The 21,829-nt window shown below is 43.7% G+C and carries 15 protein-coding genes; 12 read left to right on the top strand and 3 right to left on the bottom strand.

Features of this window, described 5'->3' with window-relative positions; translation table 11 throughout:
- Positions 1-69 precede the first annotated feature (69 nt).
- Both E4N66_RS11735 and E4N66_RS11730 read right to left on the bottom strand, forming a co-directional pair.
- Positions 70-795, bottom strand: a complete 726-nt coding sequence (locus tag E4N66_RS11735; RefSeq protein WP_253672417.1) for an ArdC family protein — start codon at positions 793-795, stop codon at positions 70-72.
- A 164-nt stretch (positions 796-959) separates the two neighbouring features.
- A complete protein-coding gene (locus E4N66_RS11730; protein WP_253728161.1) occupies positions 960-9,470 on the bottom strand; it encodes an LPD1 domain-containing protein in 8,511 nt (2,836 codons plus the stop codon).
- 42 nt (positions 9,471-9,512) lie between these two features.
- Between E4N66_RS11730 and E4N66_RS11725 the strand changes: the two genes are divergently transcribed.
- From E4N66_RS11725 to E4N66_RS11670, 12 genes are all read left to right on the top strand, one after another.
- The gene (locus E4N66_RS11725; protein ID WP_253728159.1) at positions 9,513-10,007 is read left to right on the top strand and encodes a hypothetical protein; all 495 of its coding nucleotides are present in this window, start codon (positions 9,513-9,515) and stop codon (positions 10,005-10,007) included.
- A complete protein-coding gene (locus tag E4N66_RS11720; RefSeq protein WP_253728157.1) occupies positions 9,991-10,698 on the top strand; it encodes a hypothetical protein in 708 nt (235 codons plus the stop codon). Before E4N66_RS11725 ends, E4N66_RS11720 begins: the two co-directional genes overlap by 17 nt.
- Before the next feature lie 8 nt (positions 10,699-10,706).
- The gene (locus E4N66_RS11715) at positions 10,707-10,907 is read left to right on the top strand and encodes a hypothetical protein (protein ID WP_253728156.1); all 201 of its coding nucleotides are present in this window, start codon (positions 10,707-10,709) and stop codon (positions 10,905-10,907) included.
- A 156-nt stretch (positions 10,908-11,063) separates the two neighbouring features.
- Entirely contained in the window at positions 11,064-11,318 is a 255-nt protein-coding gene (locus E4N66_RS11710) for a hypothetical protein (RefSeq protein ID WP_044016929.1), read from the top strand.
- Positions 11,315-11,575, top strand: a complete 261-nt coding sequence (locus E4N66_RS11705; protein ID WP_044013453.1) for a type II toxin-antitoxin system RelE family toxin — start codon at positions 11,315-11,317, stop codon at positions 11,573-11,575. The genes E4N66_RS11710 and E4N66_RS11705 overlap by 4 nt, the downstream gene beginning before the upstream one ends.
- 21 nt (positions 11,576-11,596) lie before the next feature.
- A complete protein-coding gene (locus E4N66_RS11700) occupies positions 11,597-12,196 on the top strand; it encodes a ribbon-helix-helix domain-containing protein (protein WP_253728155.1) in 600 nt (199 codons plus the stop codon).
- Between the two features lie 156 nt (positions 12,197-12,352).
- Entirely contained in the window at positions 12,353-12,565 is a 213-nt protein-coding gene (locus E4N66_RS11695) for a hypothetical protein (RefSeq protein ID WP_253728154.1), read from the top strand.
- Positions 12,541-12,966, top strand: a complete 426-nt coding sequence (locus E4N66_RS11690) for a DUF2335 domain-containing protein (protein WP_253728153.1) — start codon at positions 12,541-12,543, stop codon at positions 12,964-12,966. Before E4N66_RS11695 ends, E4N66_RS11690 begins: the two co-directional genes overlap by 25 nt.
- Before the next feature lie 168 nt (positions 12,967-13,134).
- Positions 13,135-13,665 (top strand): hypothetical protein, encoded by a 531-nt coding sequence (locus E4N66_RS11685; protein WP_253728152.1) that lies wholly within the window; start codon positions 13,135-13,137, stop codon positions 13,663-13,665.
- A gap of 206 nt (positions 13,666-13,871) precedes the next feature.
- On the top strand, positions 13,872-14,414 hold the full coding sequence (locus tag E4N66_RS11680; protein ID WP_253728151.1) for a hypothetical protein: 543 nt from the start codon (positions 13,872-13,874) through the stop codon (positions 14,412-14,414).
- A gap of 206 nt (positions 14,415-14,620) precedes the next feature.
- Positions 14,621-15,124 carry a hypothetical protein gene (locus E4N66_RS11675; protein WP_253728150.1) on the top strand — a complete coding sequence of 168 codons (504 nt, stop codon included), beginning with the start codon at positions 14,621-14,623 and terminating at the stop codon, positions 15,122-15,124.
- 205 nt (positions 15,125-15,329) lie between these two features.
- Positions 15,330-15,905, top strand: a complete 576-nt coding sequence (locus E4N66_RS11670) for a lipocalin-like domain-containing protein (protein ID WP_253728149.1) — start codon at positions 15,330-15,332, stop codon at positions 15,903-15,905.
- Between the two features lie 48 nt (positions 15,906-15,953).
- Here E4N66_RS11670 and E4N66_RS11665 read toward each other — a convergent pair whose 3' ends face one another.
- Complete coding sequence (locus E4N66_RS11665; protein WP_253728148.1) at positions 15,954-21,809, bottom strand: Ig-like domain-containing protein; 5,856 nt, start codon at positions 21,807-21,809, stop codon at positions 15,954-15,956.
- Positions 21,810-21,829: the final 20 nt, after the last annotated feature.

Genomic DNA, 21,829 nt, shown 5'->3' with positions numbered 1-21,829 from the left:
TTATTAAAGGGAGTACTCGCAACGTTTGTTTTGAGCGGTCTCCCTGAGATGTACTTGTGCGGTATACGGTTATCGAGAGAAAGAAGAAGATGCGCTGTGAGTCGGCGCTGCTCGTTCAGCTCGTTCAGCTCGTTCAGCTCGTTCAGCTGTTTGTGAAACATCTTCTTTCATCCATCTGTGTGCATCCCGTCCGATTTTAAATAAATTGGAGGGGGAAGCTTGGAGTGCTTCTTTAAATTTCTGAGAAAATTCTGCTGCAAGTTCAGAAGGCGGGGTAAACCCAATACCATAGTGTATGCTAAGAAGATAAGCCCCAAGATATTTTGATGGATTTGAAAAGCGCGGTTCGATACTATCTTTTGTATAGATCGATATTTTCCAAAGTGATGGCAATTTCTCCGGCCGCTTTACGTGGGAATCGGCAAAGTAGTGATTGATAACCACCTTTGCCTTTCCATTTTCATCACGCTTATCCATATCTTGAAAAGAAAGCAGAAAGGCTTTGGCATCCTTTTTGATACCGGCGCCGCACTTATTGGCTTGATCAAAGGTCAAAATATTGTGTCCGTCTAAACCTTTTTCATGCAAATACGCTTTTGCAAGGATTTGATTGATACCGGTAAACTCATAACCGGTCAGGGCATTACGAACAGCGCGGGTATCGCAGAATCCGTTTTCATCCGGAAGGAAGGGAAGATTTCTTTTTTCCAAAAGATCGAGCATATGCTCGGTTTGTAGTTCCGTAATGGGTTTGAAAGTAACGCCTGTTTTACGGTCATCTGTTTGATTGGTCATTTTTTCTTCTTGAGTATTCATCATTATCACCGTACAAGAATAAAACGTATGAAAAGCATCTTTTACGCGGCAACTGGTTTCCGGTGCCGCTTATCAATTAACATCTTTTCTACCAGCAGTATACAATATAAATGTTATAACATCAATATACAGTAGATGAAAATCTATCGCTCAAAGGTAAAAGTAGGTTGTGGTTTTACCGTCTGTGCGACAAGTGGTCGGTGTTCTTTCGCGTAGAGGAATTGCCGCTGCGCGTCAAACAGTGCATCGAACGCTTTATTGATGCGGGCACGCTCTGCCCCTTCAGGATACGGCTTTGGTACTCCTTGCGCCGGAGTATGTGTTTTATAAAAGGTGTTATCCGGCTTAAAACATAAAAGCGTATTTTTTCTCCCTAAGCTTTCAAGCTTGTCAGAAACATACGCAGAAAATGCACGTGCTGCTAAATTCTGCTTCCGTGCCCAATACGGATGAGCCGCCTCTTTTCCGTCAAGCAGCTGGGCATGACGGAGATAATCGGATGGGGTTTTATCCTCTTTTTCCGTAATAGCTGTGATAAGGTTTTGAAACGCTTGATTGATTTTTCCTTTTCCTTGCGGAATCTCAGTGAGACACACATCCTTTTTTTGACCGGTTGCGGCACTATAAAGGAGGTTGTCGAAGGCAGAAAACCATTTTTCAGCTAAAAGGCCGCCTGATTTTCCATGCATTAAGGAGAGTGTTTGTTTATTCCGATCGTAATGGGTGCCGCTTCTTTTCTGTTGTGTTCCGGCGAGTGAAAGGGCGAGTGTTGAAAAAACTCCGATCTGTGTATCAGGTAGGTGTAAGACATCAGCCATATCGGCGAACGCATGGGCGACAGCGGTAATCTCGTGCGGTTGTAAAGTTGAAGTATTATTGCCCGCAACGGTTCGAAAAGAAAAGTGTGTTTGCAATTGTGCAAGAGACTGTACAGAAAGCGTTCTGCCACCGATCCGTGCATAACACGAAGGGACTGCACGCTCGAATGACATATCATGTTTATTGGCACTCTGTGCGGTTTTTGTCTTGCTTTGTCCGGATACGGTTTGCGTAACCGACGCGATCGTGCTACCGGAAGATGAGCGAAGCGGTGCAATAATCGGCTGTACCGATTGCGTTTTGTTAACCACTTCAAGCGGTATCTCGACATTCTTATGCGAGAGAACTTTTTCATTCGGCATATTTTCAACTACTTCTTTTGTAGAAAGCGTGTTGTGTTTCCTGTCCAGCTCAATTTCTTTTCTTACCTCTGCCATCGGTTTTAAGTCGTTTAAGAGATTTTGTACATAGTTTTCGGTAATATCAACGAGAGAGCCTGCAAGAGAGTGTTCCGCAGCTTGCGCTTTCTTCGCCTCGGCAATCAGACGCGGTTTTTCCTTTTCGATTGAATCGATGCGTTCAGTAAGTTTTCTTTTTTCTTCATTGAGTTCGGCAATCCGCATAGCGGCGCTGTGCTCACTGTCGATGCCGCACGCAGCTTCTTTTTTTTCAAGTAGCTGTAGTTTTGTCTTATAAAAGCGTACTTCTCCTTTGGCATCACATCTTTCGGCTGCAGCAAGGTTGATAGCTATGGCATGCTTTTTTTCGATAATCGAATCGATGGTACTCAATTTGAGGTCAATGACTGCCCGATCTCCTTCCAATGCAGCTTTCTTTCGGCTTATGATAAACGCTGCTTTTTTTTCAGGGTCTTTGATAAGGTCAAGTTTTAATTCTTCGGGGCGAATATCCTGCACGTCAAGCGTATCCCCTTTATAGCTCCACAAGGCATTGATGCGGGATGACTTTTCATCATGCTTTTGATACATCAGCGAATCGATGGAGTCGGTGATAAGAGGATAGGTGATGTGGACATGACCTTGCTCATTTCCCTGCCGCCAGATACGCCCTTCAACTTGCGTACTTTCAGTCGGATTCCAACCGAGCATACAGTTATAGAGGGCAAAAGAATTGCCGTTTAAATCGATTCCTTCGCTGATAGTCTCGCTTCCGATAATGATTTTTAATGGAGCTGTTTTATCATTGAACTGTTCGGTCATCTCATCTTTTTTCTTACTTGATGTTCCGGAATTGATAATGCCGATTGCTTTTTCCGGAACTCCATGCGCAATAAGATACCGTTTTACTTCTTCCGCTTCTTGTACCCCGCGCGGCATATACATTACCTGCCCGCCTGCAGGAACTTTTTTATAAGAAGCCGCGATGGCATTACAGACAAAAGTTAATTTCGGAGAGCTTTCAACGAGTTCAGTCATGGGAGGCAGCGCAAAATCATAATCGCTTGCTTTTACGAGTGCCGGGGATAAAAGCGCCATGCGCATATTATTCATCGCGACAAGCGCTCCGCCCGGATCATCTTTTGAAATCGTACTGAGGCGCTTTGTTTCTACATCGATAATTTTTTTCTGGAGTTCCGTCGCTTCAAGCTCAATCGCATGAACGCGTTTTATCGGCCGGATAACGCCTGCTTCTTCTGCGCCGACTTTATCAATATATTCCGTCAAAAGATTTTGAAGGCTCTGCACATTGCGGAAGTTTTTCATCACCTGTTTCGGCTGTATTTCTCCATTCGGTTTTACCGCCCATTCGGTATGCGTTTCGGCAAACTCGGTCATGAAGGAGCCGAGATTATACAGATGCATATTTTTTAGTTTTTCCCGCCCGACATATGAAAGCATTGAATAGATTTCCGTCGGCGAATTCGTAAAGGGCGTCGCCGTTAAGAGAAAGACGTTTCTGCCGTTATTTTCCTTTTGGATAAGCTGGGTAATGGCAAAAAGCTTTTGTGCCCGCATTGAAGGCGTGCCGCTTCCGATGCCTTCAAATTCATTGGCTTGCCGCTTTGCCCCATCATCATACTGGGGCCGCGGCATAGTAAAAAGGTTTTTAAACCGGTGCGCTTCATCGACGGTGATGTGGTCAAATCCGGTATCTTCCCAATAGACGTACTTATTTTTTACGGAAGAGGCTTCTCCTAATATTTTTTGTATCTTCTCTTTCTCTTGTGCATTATCCCATGCGTTACCACTTACGGTACTGCGAGCATCGAGTAAATCGACAGTTAAGTCCCCTTCAAGCGTCTGTTTTTTAAAGGTTACCGCTTGTAATGCTTCATGGGTACATAAGGAGATACTGCCCTTTTCGAGGGTAAGTCCGTGTTCACCGACCAAAAAGGGTTTGAGCTTTTCCTCACTAAAGTTTCCAAGGTCGTTTATCGGGATAGTCGGGAACAGTTCTTTTATATCATGGAGCCACTTTGAATACACCGCTTTTGGAACGCAAATAAGGGGACGATGAGCTCTTTCTGCTTGGATTTGATTGACGGTTGCAACAATACCGCAAGCAGTTTTACCGACGCCGACATCATAGGCAAGAAGACCGTTTCCTTTGTCGGTTAAAAATGAAATCCCTTTTATTTGCTGCTCATAGAGGGTAAAGACTTCCCCGTCTTTCTTCTCGCTCATACCCGAAACAAAAAGCGGCAGCTTAGCATAATCGGCAGCACGATACCCGTTAAAGCGGCGGTTCCACAGCGTTAAAAGCTCACGGCGTTTTCCTTCAGGTACCCCTTCTTGGATATAGCGATTAAAAAGCCGTTCAGCTGTTTCGCGCCGAAGAGTACGCGTTCTGTTAGCTTCAAGCTGTGCCGCCTTCTTTTTTTGAGGCGTATACTCTTGATGTGCTCGCACCGGATCCCGATCAATATATGAGATAATATCATACCACCGAATTTTAGGCGGTAAATCTTCCGGCCGTATCGGCGATTCATCGGTGAGCGTCACTCGTGAGGGGTGTGAAAGCGGCAGTCCCGCTTCAAAAAGGAACTGCTCACCGGTTGCCCATTTTATAAAACCTTCTCTCAGGTTATACGGAACTCCATTGTCATCACGAGCAACGATAAACTCATGGGCAAGATTTGAATGAACGGGAATGGTCAGTTTTTCATACGGTACTTCTGGCGGTAATGCGTGTTCAAGCATCTCTTTTTGCTTTTGGTACAGCACTTCGCCAATCGACTCTTTATTTTTTTCAAGCACCTCAAGCTTTTCATAAATATTACCTTTGGTAAAATTGACCGTGTGCATCCATGCCGTTTCAGTGATTTTGATATAATCGGGGTGCTGGGCAATAAAGGTGCATTGTTCAGCCGTTAGCGATGCGTTTTCAATTTTCCCTTCATAGTCAGTCGCTTTCCAAAGCGGCGCTTCCCGCTCATCGAGCGTTTTACCGTACTTAGCAGCAAACTCAGAAGCGGACAGGAGCTTACCTTCATGCCGTTTCATCTCATCATTATTCGGTACCGGTTGCCGTTTTAGGGTTTGCTTTTGCGTTGATTTTATAGATGTGCTGCTTATGCCCTCATCTGCCGGTATGCTTCCGTTCATCCGTGAAGCAGTACCGGATTTGATATTTTCGTTTTCAGCGGAAACGGTATTAGTTTGTTCTTCTTGTGCTATTGATACTCGCTTATTTTTTCCGGTAAGATCGATGATATGGACATTGCCGTCCTTTACTGATTGGAGTACCATACCGCCTACAGAGTTTTTGTAGTAATCTTCAAACCAGTTTTTAGTACTTCCAATAGGTTCTTTATTGCCGCTAACGGCTCCCACTTTGTTCGCTGCATCTGTTTCCGCGACCTTTTGATGGAGTTCTTCTTTTTCCGGTTTCAGAATGCTTTCAGGCATAATACGCGCAAGAGTTGCCTCAAGCGATTCTCCTGCAAACGGGGCTATCGTGATTTGTTCTTGTCCGAAGCGATTGACTCCTTCTTTTTCTTCTCCGAGAATATGGTCAGGGTGTCGGGCAAAAAAAGAATCGAGTGAAAAATCTTTTTCATATCCTCTTTCTTTTTTGACGATAACGAGGTCAACACCAACATCGGTTGTTGGGAAAACGCCGGAAGGGAGTCGCCACGCATCGATGAGCGTTCCTTTTGCAGCAATAAGGCGCTTCCCTTCCGTTTGGGCACTCTGTAAAAAAGAAGAAGGAAGGACAAACGCAACAAGTCCGCCGTCTTTTACCACATCGAGGGCGCGATCAAGAAAATATTGCTCGTAGCGGCTGTGAGTAGTTCCTTCGCCCTTTCCTTTATAAAAGCCGCTATACAGGCCGTATGGCGGGTTGCCGATTACAAGGTCAAACTTTTTTCCCGTATACTGCGCATTGTGAATAACACCGTCTTTAAAAAAGAGTTCTTGAAACGCTTGTGTTTTTACCTCGGCTGTAGGGTGCAAAAGTCGGGCAATACGGCTTGCCGTCTCATCCAGTTCGATAAGCGTACAGTCATTGTGCTCTCGCCCTTCTAAAAAACGCCCCGTTCCCCCTGCCGGCTCAAGAACGGTTTTTACATCAGGAGCATACGCATCGACAAGACGCCACAGTGTATCGCAAACGGCTTTCGGCGTGTAAAAGGCATATAAGACTTCGCTGGCACTCCGCTCTGTCTCTCCCGTTCCGCCGCCCCCTTCATACCGGGCAAGAACTTTTTTATCTTCGGCCGTCAGTTCATCGACGCTCTTTTCGTTTAAGAGCGTCAGGCACTGTTCCCTGATACGTTTTACCGCCCCGACAGTTGGCTGGTCGCCACCTTCTGCATTTACAGATCCATTTCGAGGTTGATCAGAGCCGATATTAGGTGTTCCTCGGTGAGAGGCCTTCCCATTTTGCGGTTCATCTGCACCGTCCACAACAGCGCTTCCTCTCTGCTCATCGTCTTGAGAATGCGGCCGAACTTCTCCGGCGTAATGCGGTACGCTATTCGCTCTGTCAGCGTTTTCTCTTCTGCGCTCAAACGCTCCGTCATCCATGCCGGTATTTCTTCCTGTATCTTCTGTCCGTCCGGCATCTCCCATTTCCGTATGACAGTTCCCCTGTCCGTCCGGTATTCCGCTATCAAGGTTCCATCCATATTCTTTCTCCCTTTTGAGCTGTTGTCGTTTCTCTTCCATATAGAAGTGTACATTAAAGAGCGGGACCCCACTCAAAGTTTTCCTTTCAAGTATCGTACCGTCATCGTCTTTCGTTAAGACGGTATACTGTAACTGCTTATCTTTCCGTTCTGGGATCATTTCGACGTTGCCCGATTTTGAGCCATCACGGATCATGAGGATAAACTGCCTTTGTCCTCTTTTATTGGTATACTGCTTTTGTGGGTGAAAGCCGTAGCTTTTAAATTGCTCCAAAAAACGTTCAGTTTTTTCTTCTCCGCAACGATCCGCCTTGAATACCACATCGTCGAGACCTTCCAGTAATGCGCCAAAATCATTTTTTGACTTTCCGTTTTTGGCTGTTCCTATGGCTCCTTGTTTAAAATCGTCAATATGATAGATTTCGATATAAGGCCCCTTATTCCACCGGTGGCGGTGTGGCGGGTAAAAAATATTCCATGAGCCTTGAGCCGCTTGAAGCTGATCGACTTCTTGTACCGGCGGATACGCTTCTTTGTGTGTAAGCGCTGTCGCGTGTTTTTCGCTAGAAGCGAGCGGCGCTACTATCGGTTGCGGCATCTGGTTTACTTCTTTTTTGAGGTCTTTTCCGCTGTTTTCAATCTCATCTTCCGGTTCAGGGAAGTAAGAAGGATACGTTTTATGCAGCTGCCGCTCAATGGTCATCCCTTCGGGGACATGGTAGTCAAGCTCCATGTTCGGCACCGAACGTAATTGGTCAAGGTTATTGTATCCCCATTCGGCGTTTTCAAGGTCGCCGTTTAAAATACCAAAGCCATAGACTTCTCCGTTTGTTTTATCAATGTCAGACACGTAGTATTCAGTACCGGAGGGATGAAAATAGCGCAAAAGAATCGGATGTCCTTGTTTTCCCCCTCGTCTTTTGTCAGAGGTAGCGCGATCTGTTTCAACTGTTTCGGAAACGGTTTTAATAATTTCCTTAAAGAATTCTGCATCTTCTGACTGCCGTGCGAAAGCGACCGTTGTGCGGTACTGCAAAGGTGGAATAACCTTTTGGGCATTAGCAAAGTCTTTCCGGGTAAGAACTATCTCTTTTCTTTCAGGGGTAAGAGGCAACTCTTGCTTTTCTGTAGAAACCGGCGGTACGTTTTCCGGCTTTATATTCGGTGCTTGTTTCTCGTCTTTTTCCGGATACCATGTTTTTTGAATTCTGGCGGCGTCGGCAAGGCCGTTTTCGGTATTGAGCCGCTGCCAGCAAAAATTGCGCGGCGACCATCTCCAGCCATGCGCTTTTAAATCGCTTCTGACGTCATCAGATGGCTTGTCCGGAAAAAAGAGCTGCACGCGCTTGAGTGCGGTATTATTGACTATTTTTAGGGTATTCGCATTCGCACTACCGTCTGCCTCTTTTTTATCCGCTGCGATATCGATATGCGAAACGGTATGATGAGGACTGTGAGACATTGCTACAGCATCCTGCTTTACCGGATCATTTAAAAAATCAAATGCCCCCTGCTGCCCTGCATAATACGCTGTTTTTTGATACAGAAGCGGAATGCCGGGATTTTTTTGCTTGACAGAATCATGATATGCTGCTATATTTTCATACAGAAGCTGAGAATGGTAGTTGCGGAGCAATTGGAGCTCCGGGATTGCTAATTCTCGGCTTTTTTCATTTATATATAAAATTCTTTGTTCTTGTACTGCCTTTTGTAAAAAAGTGGTAAAGCGATCTTTTCCGTATATTGTTTTTGCAAGATTTATATCGACTTCAATACCATTGAAAAAACCTTTTTTATTCGGTGATAGCGGGATAATGATCGGGCGGCCTTCACTATCTTTTAGTGACACAACCGCAATAATATCTTCTTTACTATCGCTCCGTTGCGATTGCATAACAAGAAGCGGCTTTTTTAACGCATCCGGAATTTGTTTTATCATCTCAGGCGTAAGTCCGTGGTAATTGGGAGCGCTTCCTTCTTTTTCCGGCTGCATAATATTTTGAATATGACGAGCAGTTATCATCACCGGTAAACGTTCAAAGCCAAGTTCTTGATAGATAGGCGGCGTCATACCGAGGTATAGATGACTTTCAGCAAACTGCGATGCATCTTTTTGAGTACTGATGGCATCGACTGCTTCATCAAAGCGCTGTTGATTAAACATAAACCGTTCGGCTGTAAAAAGCTCATCGTATACCCGGATCATTTCGGGATTAAGCGGAATAATTCGGTCAAGACCGTTATAAACGCGCTGTACGAAGGCCGCTCCTTTTTCAAAGACGAGGTGGTGGTCTTCGGAAGCCGCAAGGCGTAAGCGGATATACTGTTCAAGCCCGAAAGCAAACGCTTCTTCCTGCGCTTCAGTCCATGTACTTTCTTCTACCTTAAAGACTTTCTCTGCCTTTTCTTTAAGCGTTCCGGTTAACTGCCGCCTAAAGACATGAGCGGCTTCATGGACAAAGGTGAAAAAGTCCGCATTTTTCCCTGCCCCGATAAGGGCACGGGCATCACCTGATAAAAAGGCTGTATAGCCTTTTACATCATCCGGAAGGCTCGTATCGGAAACGACAAAACCTTTCGGATGGTACGTTGAAAGGTACTCATCGAATGACATATCGAGGGTTTTGGCACGGGCTTTCAGGAGTAACAAAGCGGTTTCCGCTTCATCTTTTGAAAGATTAAATGATTCGGTAATTTGAGTTAAAACGCGCACTTCAGGCGCCGGAGGCAAGAATCCTTGCATACAATTCCTCCTACAATATTATACTCTTAGTATATCGTATTGATGTTATTACTACAATACATTATCTTATATAGTATGATTACCGTATCTATTCCATCTGAAAAAAAGGGACTGTCTCTATTCGCACACGGAGGAGCCGCCCATGTTGAAACGCTTCCGGATGCGACCGTCTTTACCTTTGATGATAAAAGTCCCGTCATTCTTTTTTACACCTTCCCTTCCACGCGCCGTGCATACATTATTTATGGGAAAGAAACCGGATGTAAACGGATACTTCCTTTGGTAAGGCCTGCGGTAACCGTTTTATACACCGCGACCGGAAGGCGTATTGATGTATTAAAGCGGATGTTATTTCTTTTAGATAACCTTACTTATGGTGCGTATTTTGGGTTTGATGCACTTTTTTATCGAGAGTTGGGGCTGCTCCTCGATCAAAAAAAGATGGGTAAAAGAACGCTTATCACGTTGTTAGAAAAATACGGCTATTGGTATGCCGAACAAGAAAAAAGGAGTGTCCCCTGTGATTCATGTCGATAAACAGGTATTAAGCTATTTAGGGATTGAAAAGATTGTAATTGAGGAGGCTGGAGCACCTCATTCGTGTATTCCGGTTTTTTTCTTTCAAGAAGCATGGCAGCTTTACTGTATTACGGAATTGTCCCCGAGACAGGGACATGATAAACTGCTTATTACCTATCGAGGAGAACGTTTATCGGTACCGGTACAATTAACCGGTGTTCGCGGTAAAAGGCGGCATTACACAGCAGTCTTCGCTCATACCTTACCGTTAGAATTAGCATATAAACTTGCATTTCTTCAAAGCCGCTTTGAAACAGCAGATAAACGAGGCGAAAGACGGCTTCCAGTAGGAGTTACGTATTGGAAAATGCTCGGTCTTAAACAGCTGTATCAAACGGTTTTGATAGACGGCTATGAATATGATTGCATCATTGAAAACATTGCCGAACATGGTCTACTCCTTTCTTGCGGACAGGAAGGCAAAATGAATATCCGAGATCCGATGGCCTTGCGTCTTACCTTTACAGCTCCATCTTTAATATCCTTCTTACAACTGTCTCCGGTACGCTTTTTTAAAAAAGATGGGCGGCTGTATATTGCTGTTCGTATAAAAGAGCCACTTGATATTCATTATGTGATGCGTCTTGCACATTATGTCGACTGCTTAACTGATAGTCCCCATAAGCATGCGGTACACAGCAGCCTGTAAGGAAACCAATGATGCGTTTTTTTGACGATGATGAGCCGTATATTATCATTATTCCGCGCCAATCATACCGGCGACGATCGCGGCTGTTACGCTTCCTTATGTTCGCGCTCAAGCTGAGTATGCTGGCGGTTTTAGCCATCTTCTGTTATTACAATATTCCTTTCTTGATCGCAAAAGCCATTCATACAATACAATCGATGCTGTTTTAGAAAATTTTAGTCCTTTGAAGCCTTTCTCGGTTGTTGTTTTACCCCATACTGCTTGACAAATATGAATAATTCTAATATTTTTAATAAAATTATTAAACAAGTACTATTTTTAGTATCAGATGATAGCCCCGTAAGGGGTGTTATTTGGGGGTATTTATGGCAGTTTTGGCTAAAGCTAAGAGTATGAGCGTGAGTTTTAAGCCCGATATGTTTCAGAAAATCAATGATTTTTGTGATTATCGTGGTTGCTCTCGAAGTTGGTTTATGAACAAGGCGGCGGAGTTGTTCCTGAATGAATGCCTTGAAGATAAGGCAGATTATGAAGCTGCTGTCGCTGCTTGGGCTGATTATGAAAAGTCTGGTAAAAAGTCTTTTTCTTCGGAAGATGTTTTTGCTGAGGCTGGGTTATGAAAGTTGTTTTTTCTGATAAGGCGAAAAAGTTTTTTTTGAAGCTTGATACGCCTATTCAGAAGCAAATACAAAAATTTATTTTGAAGCTGGAAGGTATGAGCGATCCACGAGCTAGTGGAAAAATGCTTGTAGGAAACCTCTTAGGCTTCTGGCGGTATCGGGTGGGCGATTATCGGCTTCTTTGCAGAATTGTTGATAAAGAGCTTGTAATTACTGTTGTTGAAGTAGGTCATCGCAAAGAGGTTTACGATGAGTAGCATGTTTGAAGGAACACTACGATGCAACAAATAAGCGCAAATATAAAGAAAAATCTCTATGATAAACTGCTTAAGAAAGAACAAGAGACCGGCGTTTCGCAATCGAAGATTATCGAAGCGGCCTTGATGCAGTACCTTACACAAGAACCTGTTGCAGAAGCAACCAAACCCGCTGAAGATAAAAGCGAACTGTATGCAGTTCAATTTGTAAAAAATAGCGGGAGGAGTATCCGCTCCTTTGCGCTTGAGAATGGACTTGAGTACATCTCTTTCTTTAGAAATATCACCGGTATGACAAAACCGACCTACGAGACGATGTTTCGCTTACGGAATGTTATTCCGCCTTCTTGGTGGGTAACCTCGACGGCAGAAGCAAAGCCTGAGCAAAAACACTTTACCGGCCCGGATGATTTCCGAATAGTGAGGGAACATTCAGCAGGGCATAATCACTTAGAGCCGCTTACTTACTCATGGTGTGCTGAAAACGGTATTAATTATGATCAGCTCTATAACTTGAAGACCAGGAAGGCTTTTAGCTTTCCTTCGTATTCTATGATACGCGCCTTACGGCACTGGATTGACCCAGACCTCTGGTTTATCTATGAAAAACGAGAAAAGTAACAATTTGTTATCTGCTTGCAAAAAACTGCTTAATACACTAACATATTTTATGTATAACAAGGGAGGTAGTAAATGATGAAAAGAGCTACCTATGGAAGGTCAGGTTGTCGGCTCGCTTGAGCATTCAATCAAAAAATTCTTTTGGAGTACTATTCAATGACAAAACTTTTATTATCAAAGCCATCGGTGGTAGACGGCATTGCAAGTATTATCGATTTATTCGGTGTATATACTCCATATGACGATATTGTCCTATCATATCCCAATGATCAAAAGACACTGGAAGCCGATATGGATGCTTTACGGGCAGATGCCGCAATTGCTTTTGCAGGAATAATGAATCAATGTCAAAAAAACACAGCTCGCTAATTCCTAAAACAAAAAATACTCCTGATGTATCGTATAAACACCATGAATCTATTATACAATTTCAGGCACGTGCATCAATTCTTCCTCCGGCTGAAGAATTGGCAGCGTATGAGGCAATACAACCCGGTATTACAGAAAGATTCTTAGCTGCTTATGAAAAGCAACAAGAACATCGTATGGTAATAGAAAAAACAGTTATTACCGGTGCAGTTCAAAGAACTCATCAAGGTCAAATTTTTGCTTTTCTGCTGGGTGTTATTGCCATATGTGGCGGACTTGGGTTACTTTTTTTGGGAAAAAGTATTATTGGACTTTCTGTGCTCATAGGGGCAGTAGCTTCACTGATTGGGGTTTTTATTTATGGCAAAGAAAGTAATAAAAAAGAGCAGAAGAACGAATGATCAATGAATGTGATAGAGGTAGATTAATGCGATTGCTATGTGAAGATAGCGTTTTTCTTGTTGCATTTTGTGTGCCGGTAGCGCATACTTTATTTTGTATAACAAACGATAACCGAATGGCTATCGAGTATGGAATAAACAACAAAAAAATGAAGGAGTAGTTGTTGTATGAAAAAAGGAATGAAATTAATAGCAGTTGCGATGTTTATATTTACTACTCTTGTACTTACTGATGGATATTGCCAAGAAACACCTCCATCCAAGGAGGACGAAGTGATATTTACTGGGCAAGGTTTTGCATATTGGTGTACTGATGCGGCTGGTAAAGAAAAAAAACTATATGATTGGCTACGTAATCTACGAGTGATTTTTAAGAAAGATGGAACTTATACAACTACTGGCCAAATATATTATCTTAATACGAAATGGTCTGATACCCCCAAAGCCAGCTATAAATATGCGATCTCCGATGATACAATGACTATTTTTGAGCACAATTATAAGTATTCATATGACGGTCGTACACTCATTTTAAAGACTACCCCAAACGGAAATATTCCCAAATCCCTTGCTGAATTTTTTGGCTATCCTGAAGCAACTGGAAAATCAGGAGGTTTAATTGTTATCCTTTCAAGTAAAACTCGTGCATCTTTTATCCCGTTAAAAAAAACTGCGCTTTCAATCCCCTCTTTTAATTAATTTCAAGAAAATAGGGGTAACATATCGTTGACAAACTCAGAGATGTATGGTGAACATAGAGAAAAAGTGATTGGGATATTTGACGGCGTAACACTTCTGACGGTATCAACCACAGGAATTGATGATAAAATCAGAATACACTGGGCACGGCAAAACAGGTGCCCGTTAGTATAAACACAACAAAAAAATGAAGGAGTAGTTGTTGTATGAAAAAAGGAATGAAGTTAATAGCACTTACCGCTTTGGTATGTGCCGCCCTCTCTTGCGGAATGGGTATAACGTCCGGCGGTAAAGGTCAGACCTTGCCTAAAGAAGATGAGGCGGTATTTACCGGTAGCGGTTATGGATATTGGTACGATGAAGAAACCGGTAAAGAGTATAAATTACACGATTGGACACGTAATTTCCGACTAGTTTTTAACAAAGATGGCACTTATACAATGACGGGAGAAGTATGGTATATTCCTCCTACAGGATGGACTAAAATCGAGGATACTACTCCAGTTCCATATACTTTTTCAGAAGATACGGTAGATATTTTAGAAGGGTGTAAGTATTCCTATGACGGAACGACGCTGATTTTAAAACACGAAGAAAAGACTGTTCTTGATAAATATATGGCACAAAAATTAGGGCATCCGGAAGCAGCAGGCAAAAAAGCAGGGCGAATTCACATCCTTTCAAGTAAAACTCGTGCATCTTTTATCCCGTTAAAAAAAACTGCGCTTTCAATCCCCTCTTTTAATTAATTTCAAGAAAATAGGGGTAACATATCGTTGACAAATTCAGAGATGTATGGTGAACATAGAGAAAAAGTGATTGGGATATTTGACGGCGTAACACTTCTGACGGTATCAACCACAGGAATTGATGATAAAATCAGAATACACTGGGCACGGCAAAACAGGTGCCCGTTAGTATAAACACAACAAAAAAATGAAGGAGTAGTTGTTGTATGAAAAAAGGAATGAAATTAATAGCAGTTGCCGCTTTTGTCTGTGCTGCCCTCTCTTGTGGGCAAGGTATAACATCCGGTGGTAAAGGTCAGACCTTGCCTAAAGAAGATGAGGCGGTATTTACTGGTAGCGGTATTACATTCTCTTATGATAAAGCGACTGGCAAAGAAACAAAATTATCTGATGCGATTCGAAATGTTCGAGTAGTTTTTAAGAAAGATGGCTCGTGTATATTAAATTGCGAAATATATAATATTAATAAAAAGTTATGGGTTGATATGGGTGAAGGCATTGGTACCTATAACATTTCAGAAGCTACAGCATCTTTCGGATTACTTGATATGAAATATTCATATGACGGGATGACGCTTATTTTAAAACAAAAAATAGTAGATAGTATGACAACAGGGTATGGGTATGTAACGTTTGTCCTGTCAGGTAGACGTAAACCTTCCTTTTTCCCATTGAAATTGCCTGCACTTTCAATCCCCTCTTTTAATTAATTTCAAGGAAATAGGGGTAACATATCGTTGACAAATTCAGAGATGTATGGCGAACATAGAGAAAAAGTGATTGGGATATTTGACGGCGTAACACTTCTGACGGTATCAACCACAGGAATTGATGATAAAATCAGAATACACTGGGCACGGGCAAAACGGTGCCCGTTAGTATAAACACAACAAACAATGAAGGAGTAGTTGTTGTATGAAAAAAGGAATGAAATTAATAGCACTTGTTGCTTTTGTCTGTGCTGCACTCTCTTGTGGGATGGGTATAACGTCCGGTGGTAAAGGTCAGACCTTGCCCCAAGAAGATGAAGCGGTTTTTACCGGTAGTGGTATCTTTTATTACCTTCCGGATATAAATACTCGGGGGACTGAACACGAGACCTTTACATACGCTCAGGAAGCTGTTGCCGAAGGTAAGGCTGAGTATAAAGATGGTATGTATATCAGTAAGGAATTGGCAGCGAAAGATATTTCTTTCACCTTTAGAAAGGATGGAACATACAGTCTAAAAGGAATGGAAGTTAATCTAACAACAAATGATACATATTCGCGGGGAGAAAAGGGAACTTATTCAATTTCAAAAGGGCAGTTGGTATGTACAACTCAATACAGTGACGGAACACCGTGTGAGAATGTATATCTTATTTCGTATAACGGAGGAACATTGGTATTAAAATCGGTTGATACACCCCATCAAAGAAGTGCGTCTGGGGTAAGACCAATATACACCCTCACGCAATCAAGCGGATTATTGAACATTTTTAGTAAATAACGCCTAAAAAGGCTGCCTGTTATGATGACAGGCAGCCTTTTTTATTTTTTATTGATCTTTCGTACAGTCTCTCTGTTCAAGATAAACTGGTATTTTTTGGCTTCCGGTTTTTCCGAGGTGTGTATAGGTGATAGTAAGGTTTCCTACAAAATTATTGGCTTTTACCTCCTTTGAGACAACCGGAGAACGTGCAAAATTATGCAGGTTTTTTTCAGGATGGTCATCATACGAAACATGACGATATCCAGTGTTCCAGAGCGCGCCACCAAGATATCTTACAACTGTATTTTCATATTGAATTGCCGGCTTATACCATAAGCCGTTGCGTTTAAACTCCGCTTCAAGAACATAATACGGGGTGCACGGAGTTGTCTCGAATTTTACAAGGTCAGCGAGTCTTGAATCCTCACGTTGCTTGAAGAAGTATTCGTTATTAAAACGATCTATCTCTTTTCGAGGATCTAATTTTATTTCATATCCGTTGTTTATGCCATAAAAGGCCATTCCTATACGTCCTGTTGTCCCTGGCATCGCCCCCTGGTATTGGGTACTAAATTCTCGCCAGCCGATATTTGAACACTCTTTCCAATCATCATGTTGAACTTCTGTGTCAACTTCATGATATGAATCGTAGCGAGATGTATAGTAAATCATATTTATCATACACCGTACATCTTTATCAATAAGATAGCGATACTCAAGGTAATCGGTCGGGTGCGAAAGCGTGTACATATCTGCATTACCGGAAGAGTCTTCTTTGAGGGTTATCTCAGTACCATTCGCTGCTGTAAAGGTTGCATTGGTGACGGCAAGGTCTGCACGCTCTTTATCGGCAGCGAGGCGGAAGGTAAAGTCTTCCCCGTCTCCGATAGTAATGCGGTTTATGCCTTTATCAAAGCGGCTGAAGGAACCGGTTTGCGTAATTTTTTCCGCAATTAGGTTTACCTTCGCGTAGCGCAGTTTTATCATGCAGCTACGGGTAGCAAAGGTATAGTCATCTTTATGCGGATTTTTTGCAGTAACGGTAAGACTTGTCTCCCCTTCTTTTTTCGGGGTGATAAAGATTTTCTTTTTCTCTTTATCGACGATGAAACCTGCGATATCGGTGTCGCAATTGATTTCTAAGTCGGCGTCTTTCGGATTAACGGTATAGGGGATAACGAAGTCCTCCGGGCGTGCGGGGTTAATTTCCGGCTCGCTTATAATTGCAGACTTTCCGAGGGTCAAGGCATAATCCCATGCACAGACGATGCGGATGGACGCCTTATTGCCGTATTGGGTAACACCGGTGAGTATCCCGTTTCCTTCATTACGGCCGGTAACCGCCACTTCCTTTTTAACGGTATCGACGGAGTAAGAGAAGGCATCATCCGAAGAGGTGCGCCATTCGACGGCGACATCGGAAGGAGAAACTTGATAGGTAAAAGTCTGCGTCGCGCCGGGAGCAACGCGGATGCTTTGCGTCGAAAACTGTAAGTCTCTACTTGCTTCGACGAGGATTTCGCACTCTGCGACGCTGCCGTTCGGAAGTGTCGCACGTAAAGCGGACTTACCGGGTTTTACCGCATAGACGGCAACGGATTGCCCCTTGCCAAGCACATTTGCAATTGTTTCTCCATTATACTTTGCAATTGACCATTCAATCATCTTATAGTCGTTTGGTTTACCCCCCGGAATATTCGCCTTTACTTCAGTCTGAGAACCTGTCTCGAGGCGAATATAGGTTTTATTTAAGGTAATCTCTTGTTTATCCTTTCCAGGAACGATTATTTTTAAGACTAAATCCGACTGCGCTTTTTCGTGGCTGACGGTAACGGTGCATTCTCCTTCTCCGACCGCCTGTAAGACCGTTTCCGGCCCCATGGAAATGCCGGTAAAAGAAGCGGCGGCAAGCTTGACAATGGAAGGCTCAGAGCTTTTCCACTTTAAATTCTGCACGTCAACAGGGGTAATATTTTTCCCTTGAATATTCGCCGTAATGGTTTGCGTCGCTCCTTGTTCAATCATATAGACAGTTTTAGAGGCGGTGATATAGACCATATCGGGGTCGGCTTTTTCAATCGTTACCAGAATTTCGGCTTCTGCCTGTACGGCGCCGGTTTTAGTAGCGATAAGGCGTGCCTTTACTTTTGTAGAACCTTGTTTTAAGGCACTCAGCTGCGCAGTCTTATTCGTACCGGTTACCATACAGAGCGTCGGTTTTTCACTGATATACTCGATATGCGTTTTTATCGAAGAAGACGGGACTTTCATCGAAAGGAACTGAGTCTTTCCTTCGGTAAGGGTAATAAAGTCGGCAGCAAAGGCGAATTCGGTATATTCGCTGACGCGCACCTTAATTTCCTGTTCATAAGGTGCTTTCGGATGGGTGATATGGATGGTTGTTTCCCCTTCACCGATGGGGCGGATACTGGCAATATTTGCCGAATAATTAAGGCTAATGACATCGTAGGTATCTGCCCACCATTTAAAGGCATATTTATCTTCAAGGGTACCGTTGATGAGGGTTGCCGTAATCGTTTTATCTCCTTCCGACGGTTTCATCGTGATAATCGATTCACGGACGGAGATTGAACAATTCGTTTGAGGGGCTGCATCACAGAGAAGGAGAACGTAACACGGCTCTTCCGCTTTTGGGTGGCGAATCACAATGCGGGTCGAACCTGCAAGGAGTGCGCGCACCTTACATAAGGAGCCTTGTCCATACATCTGGGCAATAGAGGAATCTTCGATTGCCCAACTGAAATTCTGATTATCCGCTTCAATTCCTCCTTCAAGGGAAGCGGTAATGGTTTGCCATCCGCCGGGCACATTGTTTGCCCGTACAGTCAACGGAACAATGTTTGCCGGAGTGTCGATATACGGATGATTCTTTGCAAGGATAGGATCGACGCATTGGACGATAATTTCAAGCGGATAGATACAGTGGGTATTCGACACCGTAAGACGGGTGGTACCGATTTCATTGCCGTGGATAACGGCATTAGCGCCGGAACTTTGCTCGACAGTTGCAATTCCCTTATCGGCACTTTCCCAACGGAAGCCGTCAAGAATTGGAGCGTCACTATTGCGGACTGCAGCAGAGACATTTCTATTTTGCCCTTTGTAAACGGTTACGACATTCGTATTGGTCGTAAGATAGGTCAGTCCTTTCAGCTCTTCCGGAGAGTTTGCGACAAGAACCAGAACTTTACGGGAAAGGGAGCAGTGTTTATTTTTTACCTCGATCTGCGCCTGTCCTGCTTTTACCGGCGTTATAACGCAAACGCCTTCGTCGGTACTTGAAAGAGAGGCGATTTCAGTATGATCGATCGTAAAAGAAAAGCCGCCTTGAGCGCCTCCTGCATTAGTGAGACTTGCCTTTAAGGTTGCCGGTTTTGCATCCTTTACGAGCGGTACCGTATCGGCACTGAGCGAAATAAAAGCCGTTTTAGGGTTATTGTGAATGTATTCACTACCGACTTTGACAAAGAGGGTAAGTGCATTTTGGCTATCAGGGTGAGCGACCGTTACTTTCGTTTCTCCTTCCTGTAAGGCCGTTACATGGGCTGATGCGCCGTTCGGAGCGAGCGCGATGATGCCGGGCTTTTCGAGTGTCCATGTAATCGCCTGCTGTTTGATTTCACTCAGCGCGATGGCTCGCACCTGTAGAGCGCCGGTTTGTCCGGCTTTTGAAAGCACCAATACATTTTGGTCAGTCGTAAGATAGGGCGCTTGCCCTTGTACGGAAAGGTCGGCATTTTCAGGGTAAACGGTAACGGTGAGTTTTACCGGCTTAATGATCGGGATATTTTTAACACTCACCGTAATGGTTGTTGACCCCGCTTTTAAGCCGCGCAACTTTGCCATCGTATGCTGCACTTTGTGCGTTTGTTCATTGGTCGGGTTTTCGAGGGATATAATGCCGTTATCCTGTATTGTCCAGACGAGGGATTCGATTTCACTTTCCGATAATCCGTAATACGAGATAAACGCTTCCGCCTCCGCCTTTGCTCTTAGGCCGTAGGAATATTTATCAGCATAAAGGACTTTCATATTTTGAAGGTCTTGTTCTGAATCAGCCGAAAGGACGGTAATTTTTTTATTTTCTTCGGCCTTCGGGTGGCTTACGGTAATAAAGGAAACGGTATTTCCGCTCGCCGTAGCTTTAATGTGCGCCTGTTCTCCGCTGCCGGTTACGGAAAGAGTTGTATCGTTACTTGACTTCCAGCTAATTTTCTCGTTATCACTTTCTTTTTTCACAGTTCCCATCAGACGGACGGAAATATCTTTTTCCGCACCGTTTATCAGTGTTTCAAGAGAAGAGCCGGTAAAATAGAGGGGATCTTCAAGAACGGCATAAGAAGGAAGTACTTTTACGATAATATCGGTCGGGTACTTTACTTTCTTATGGGTAAGGGAAATCGTTGCCGTGCCTTCCTTCAACGGTGTGATCAGTGCTTTACCAAACGCATACGTAGGAGCTGCTGCACGGGAGATACTGGTACCGGTCGGTGTTTCAAGCTTAATAATATCAGCCTTGTTTCCTTCAACGTCTTTTCCTGAAACCGTCCAGAGGAAATCCCGCTCATCCCCTTCTTCGCCGCCAAAAAGTTGAATATCAACCGGAATAGCGGCAGCGCCAACTTTGGTACGAATAAAGTTTTGAGTGGTAGTAATATAGCGTGAGGCATCAAGGGCGTCGGCTTGTTGATTAATAACGGAAACAAACAGTTCTCGCGGATATTGCGCTTTCGGATGTGAGACGGAGATGCGGACGATACCGTTTGCCTTTCCCGAAAGATAGAGCTGGTCGGCATGAGCGACGGATTCAAGGCAGGTATTTTCTTCGATATTCCATACGAACGCATTGGTATCATAGGAAGAAGCATCTGCCGGTAACCCTTTTAATGTCGCGGTAATTGTCTCTGTCGCCGTTCCTGAAAGCTCGACATATTTTTTCGTCAATTCGATATGTACGTTTTTAACGATTTCGACGGTGCGAACGAGGATTTCAAGCGGGTAAGCGCTCTGTGGGTGAGAAACCTGTAGAAGGGAACTTCCCTCTTCGAGTGGCGTAAGAACAGCTTTATTGCCGTTCGTTTCGACTTTGACGCACGGATTTTTACCGTCTTTGGTGATAAGCTTCCAACTATAGCTTGCAAGGTTAGCCGTTCCTTGCGGATTTTCAAGGTCGACGGTAATCGTACGCTCTCCCTTATCTTTTTGAAGGGTAACGACATTTTCTTGCGTCGTAATAAAGGTTGGTTTTTGGTTATCGGCAAAGACATAGACAAGGATCGTATAAGGGTGTTCAGCCTTCGGGTGTGTTACCTTAATACGGGTATTTCCTTCTCCTTTTGTCTCGATGAGGGCAAATTGACCGTTCGGAATAACTTCAGCGACAGACGGATTTTCACTCGTCCAACTGAATTGATTTCCGTCTTCCGGTTGCCCTGCGTAAAGGGAAACAGAAATGCGCTCTTGGACAAAAGGTCTTAAAGTTAATACTTTTGCTTGCGAATAAATGTATGGCGGACGGGTATATCCTTCTGCATATCCGTCAACGGTAATAACAAGGTTGGTACTTAAAGAACCGTTTCGGGCAGTCAGCACGGTACGGCCGGCTTTCAGCGCTTCGATAACGACGCCATAGTTATTCGTTATCACTTTAATAATCTTTTCATCATACTCGAACGTAATGTTGGCATTACGCTGTTTTTCCCGTGGTGAGGCGGTGAGCTTTACGTGTTCCATGCCGCCTGCTTTCATTTGTAGTATGGGTTTTTCCCATTCGAGTTGATTGAGCTCGATACCACTTCCTTTCGATGTGTCGGGCTTCATAAAGAGCGAACAAGCGCTGAGCTGTAGGGCAATGAGCAGTGAAAGCGCTTTCCAAAGTGGGGTGATGCGGTGTTTCATCATTTTCTCCTTATTATAATGTT

The sequence above is a fragment of the Treponema sp. OMZ 857 genome, assembly GCF_024181085.1.
In the GTDB taxonomy this organism is placed as follows: Bacteria; Spirochaetota; Spirochaetia; order Treponematales; family Treponemataceae; genus Treponema.
Note: the sequence above shows the minus strand (reverse complement) of the source record. Positions and strands in the feature narration are given on the sequence as shown.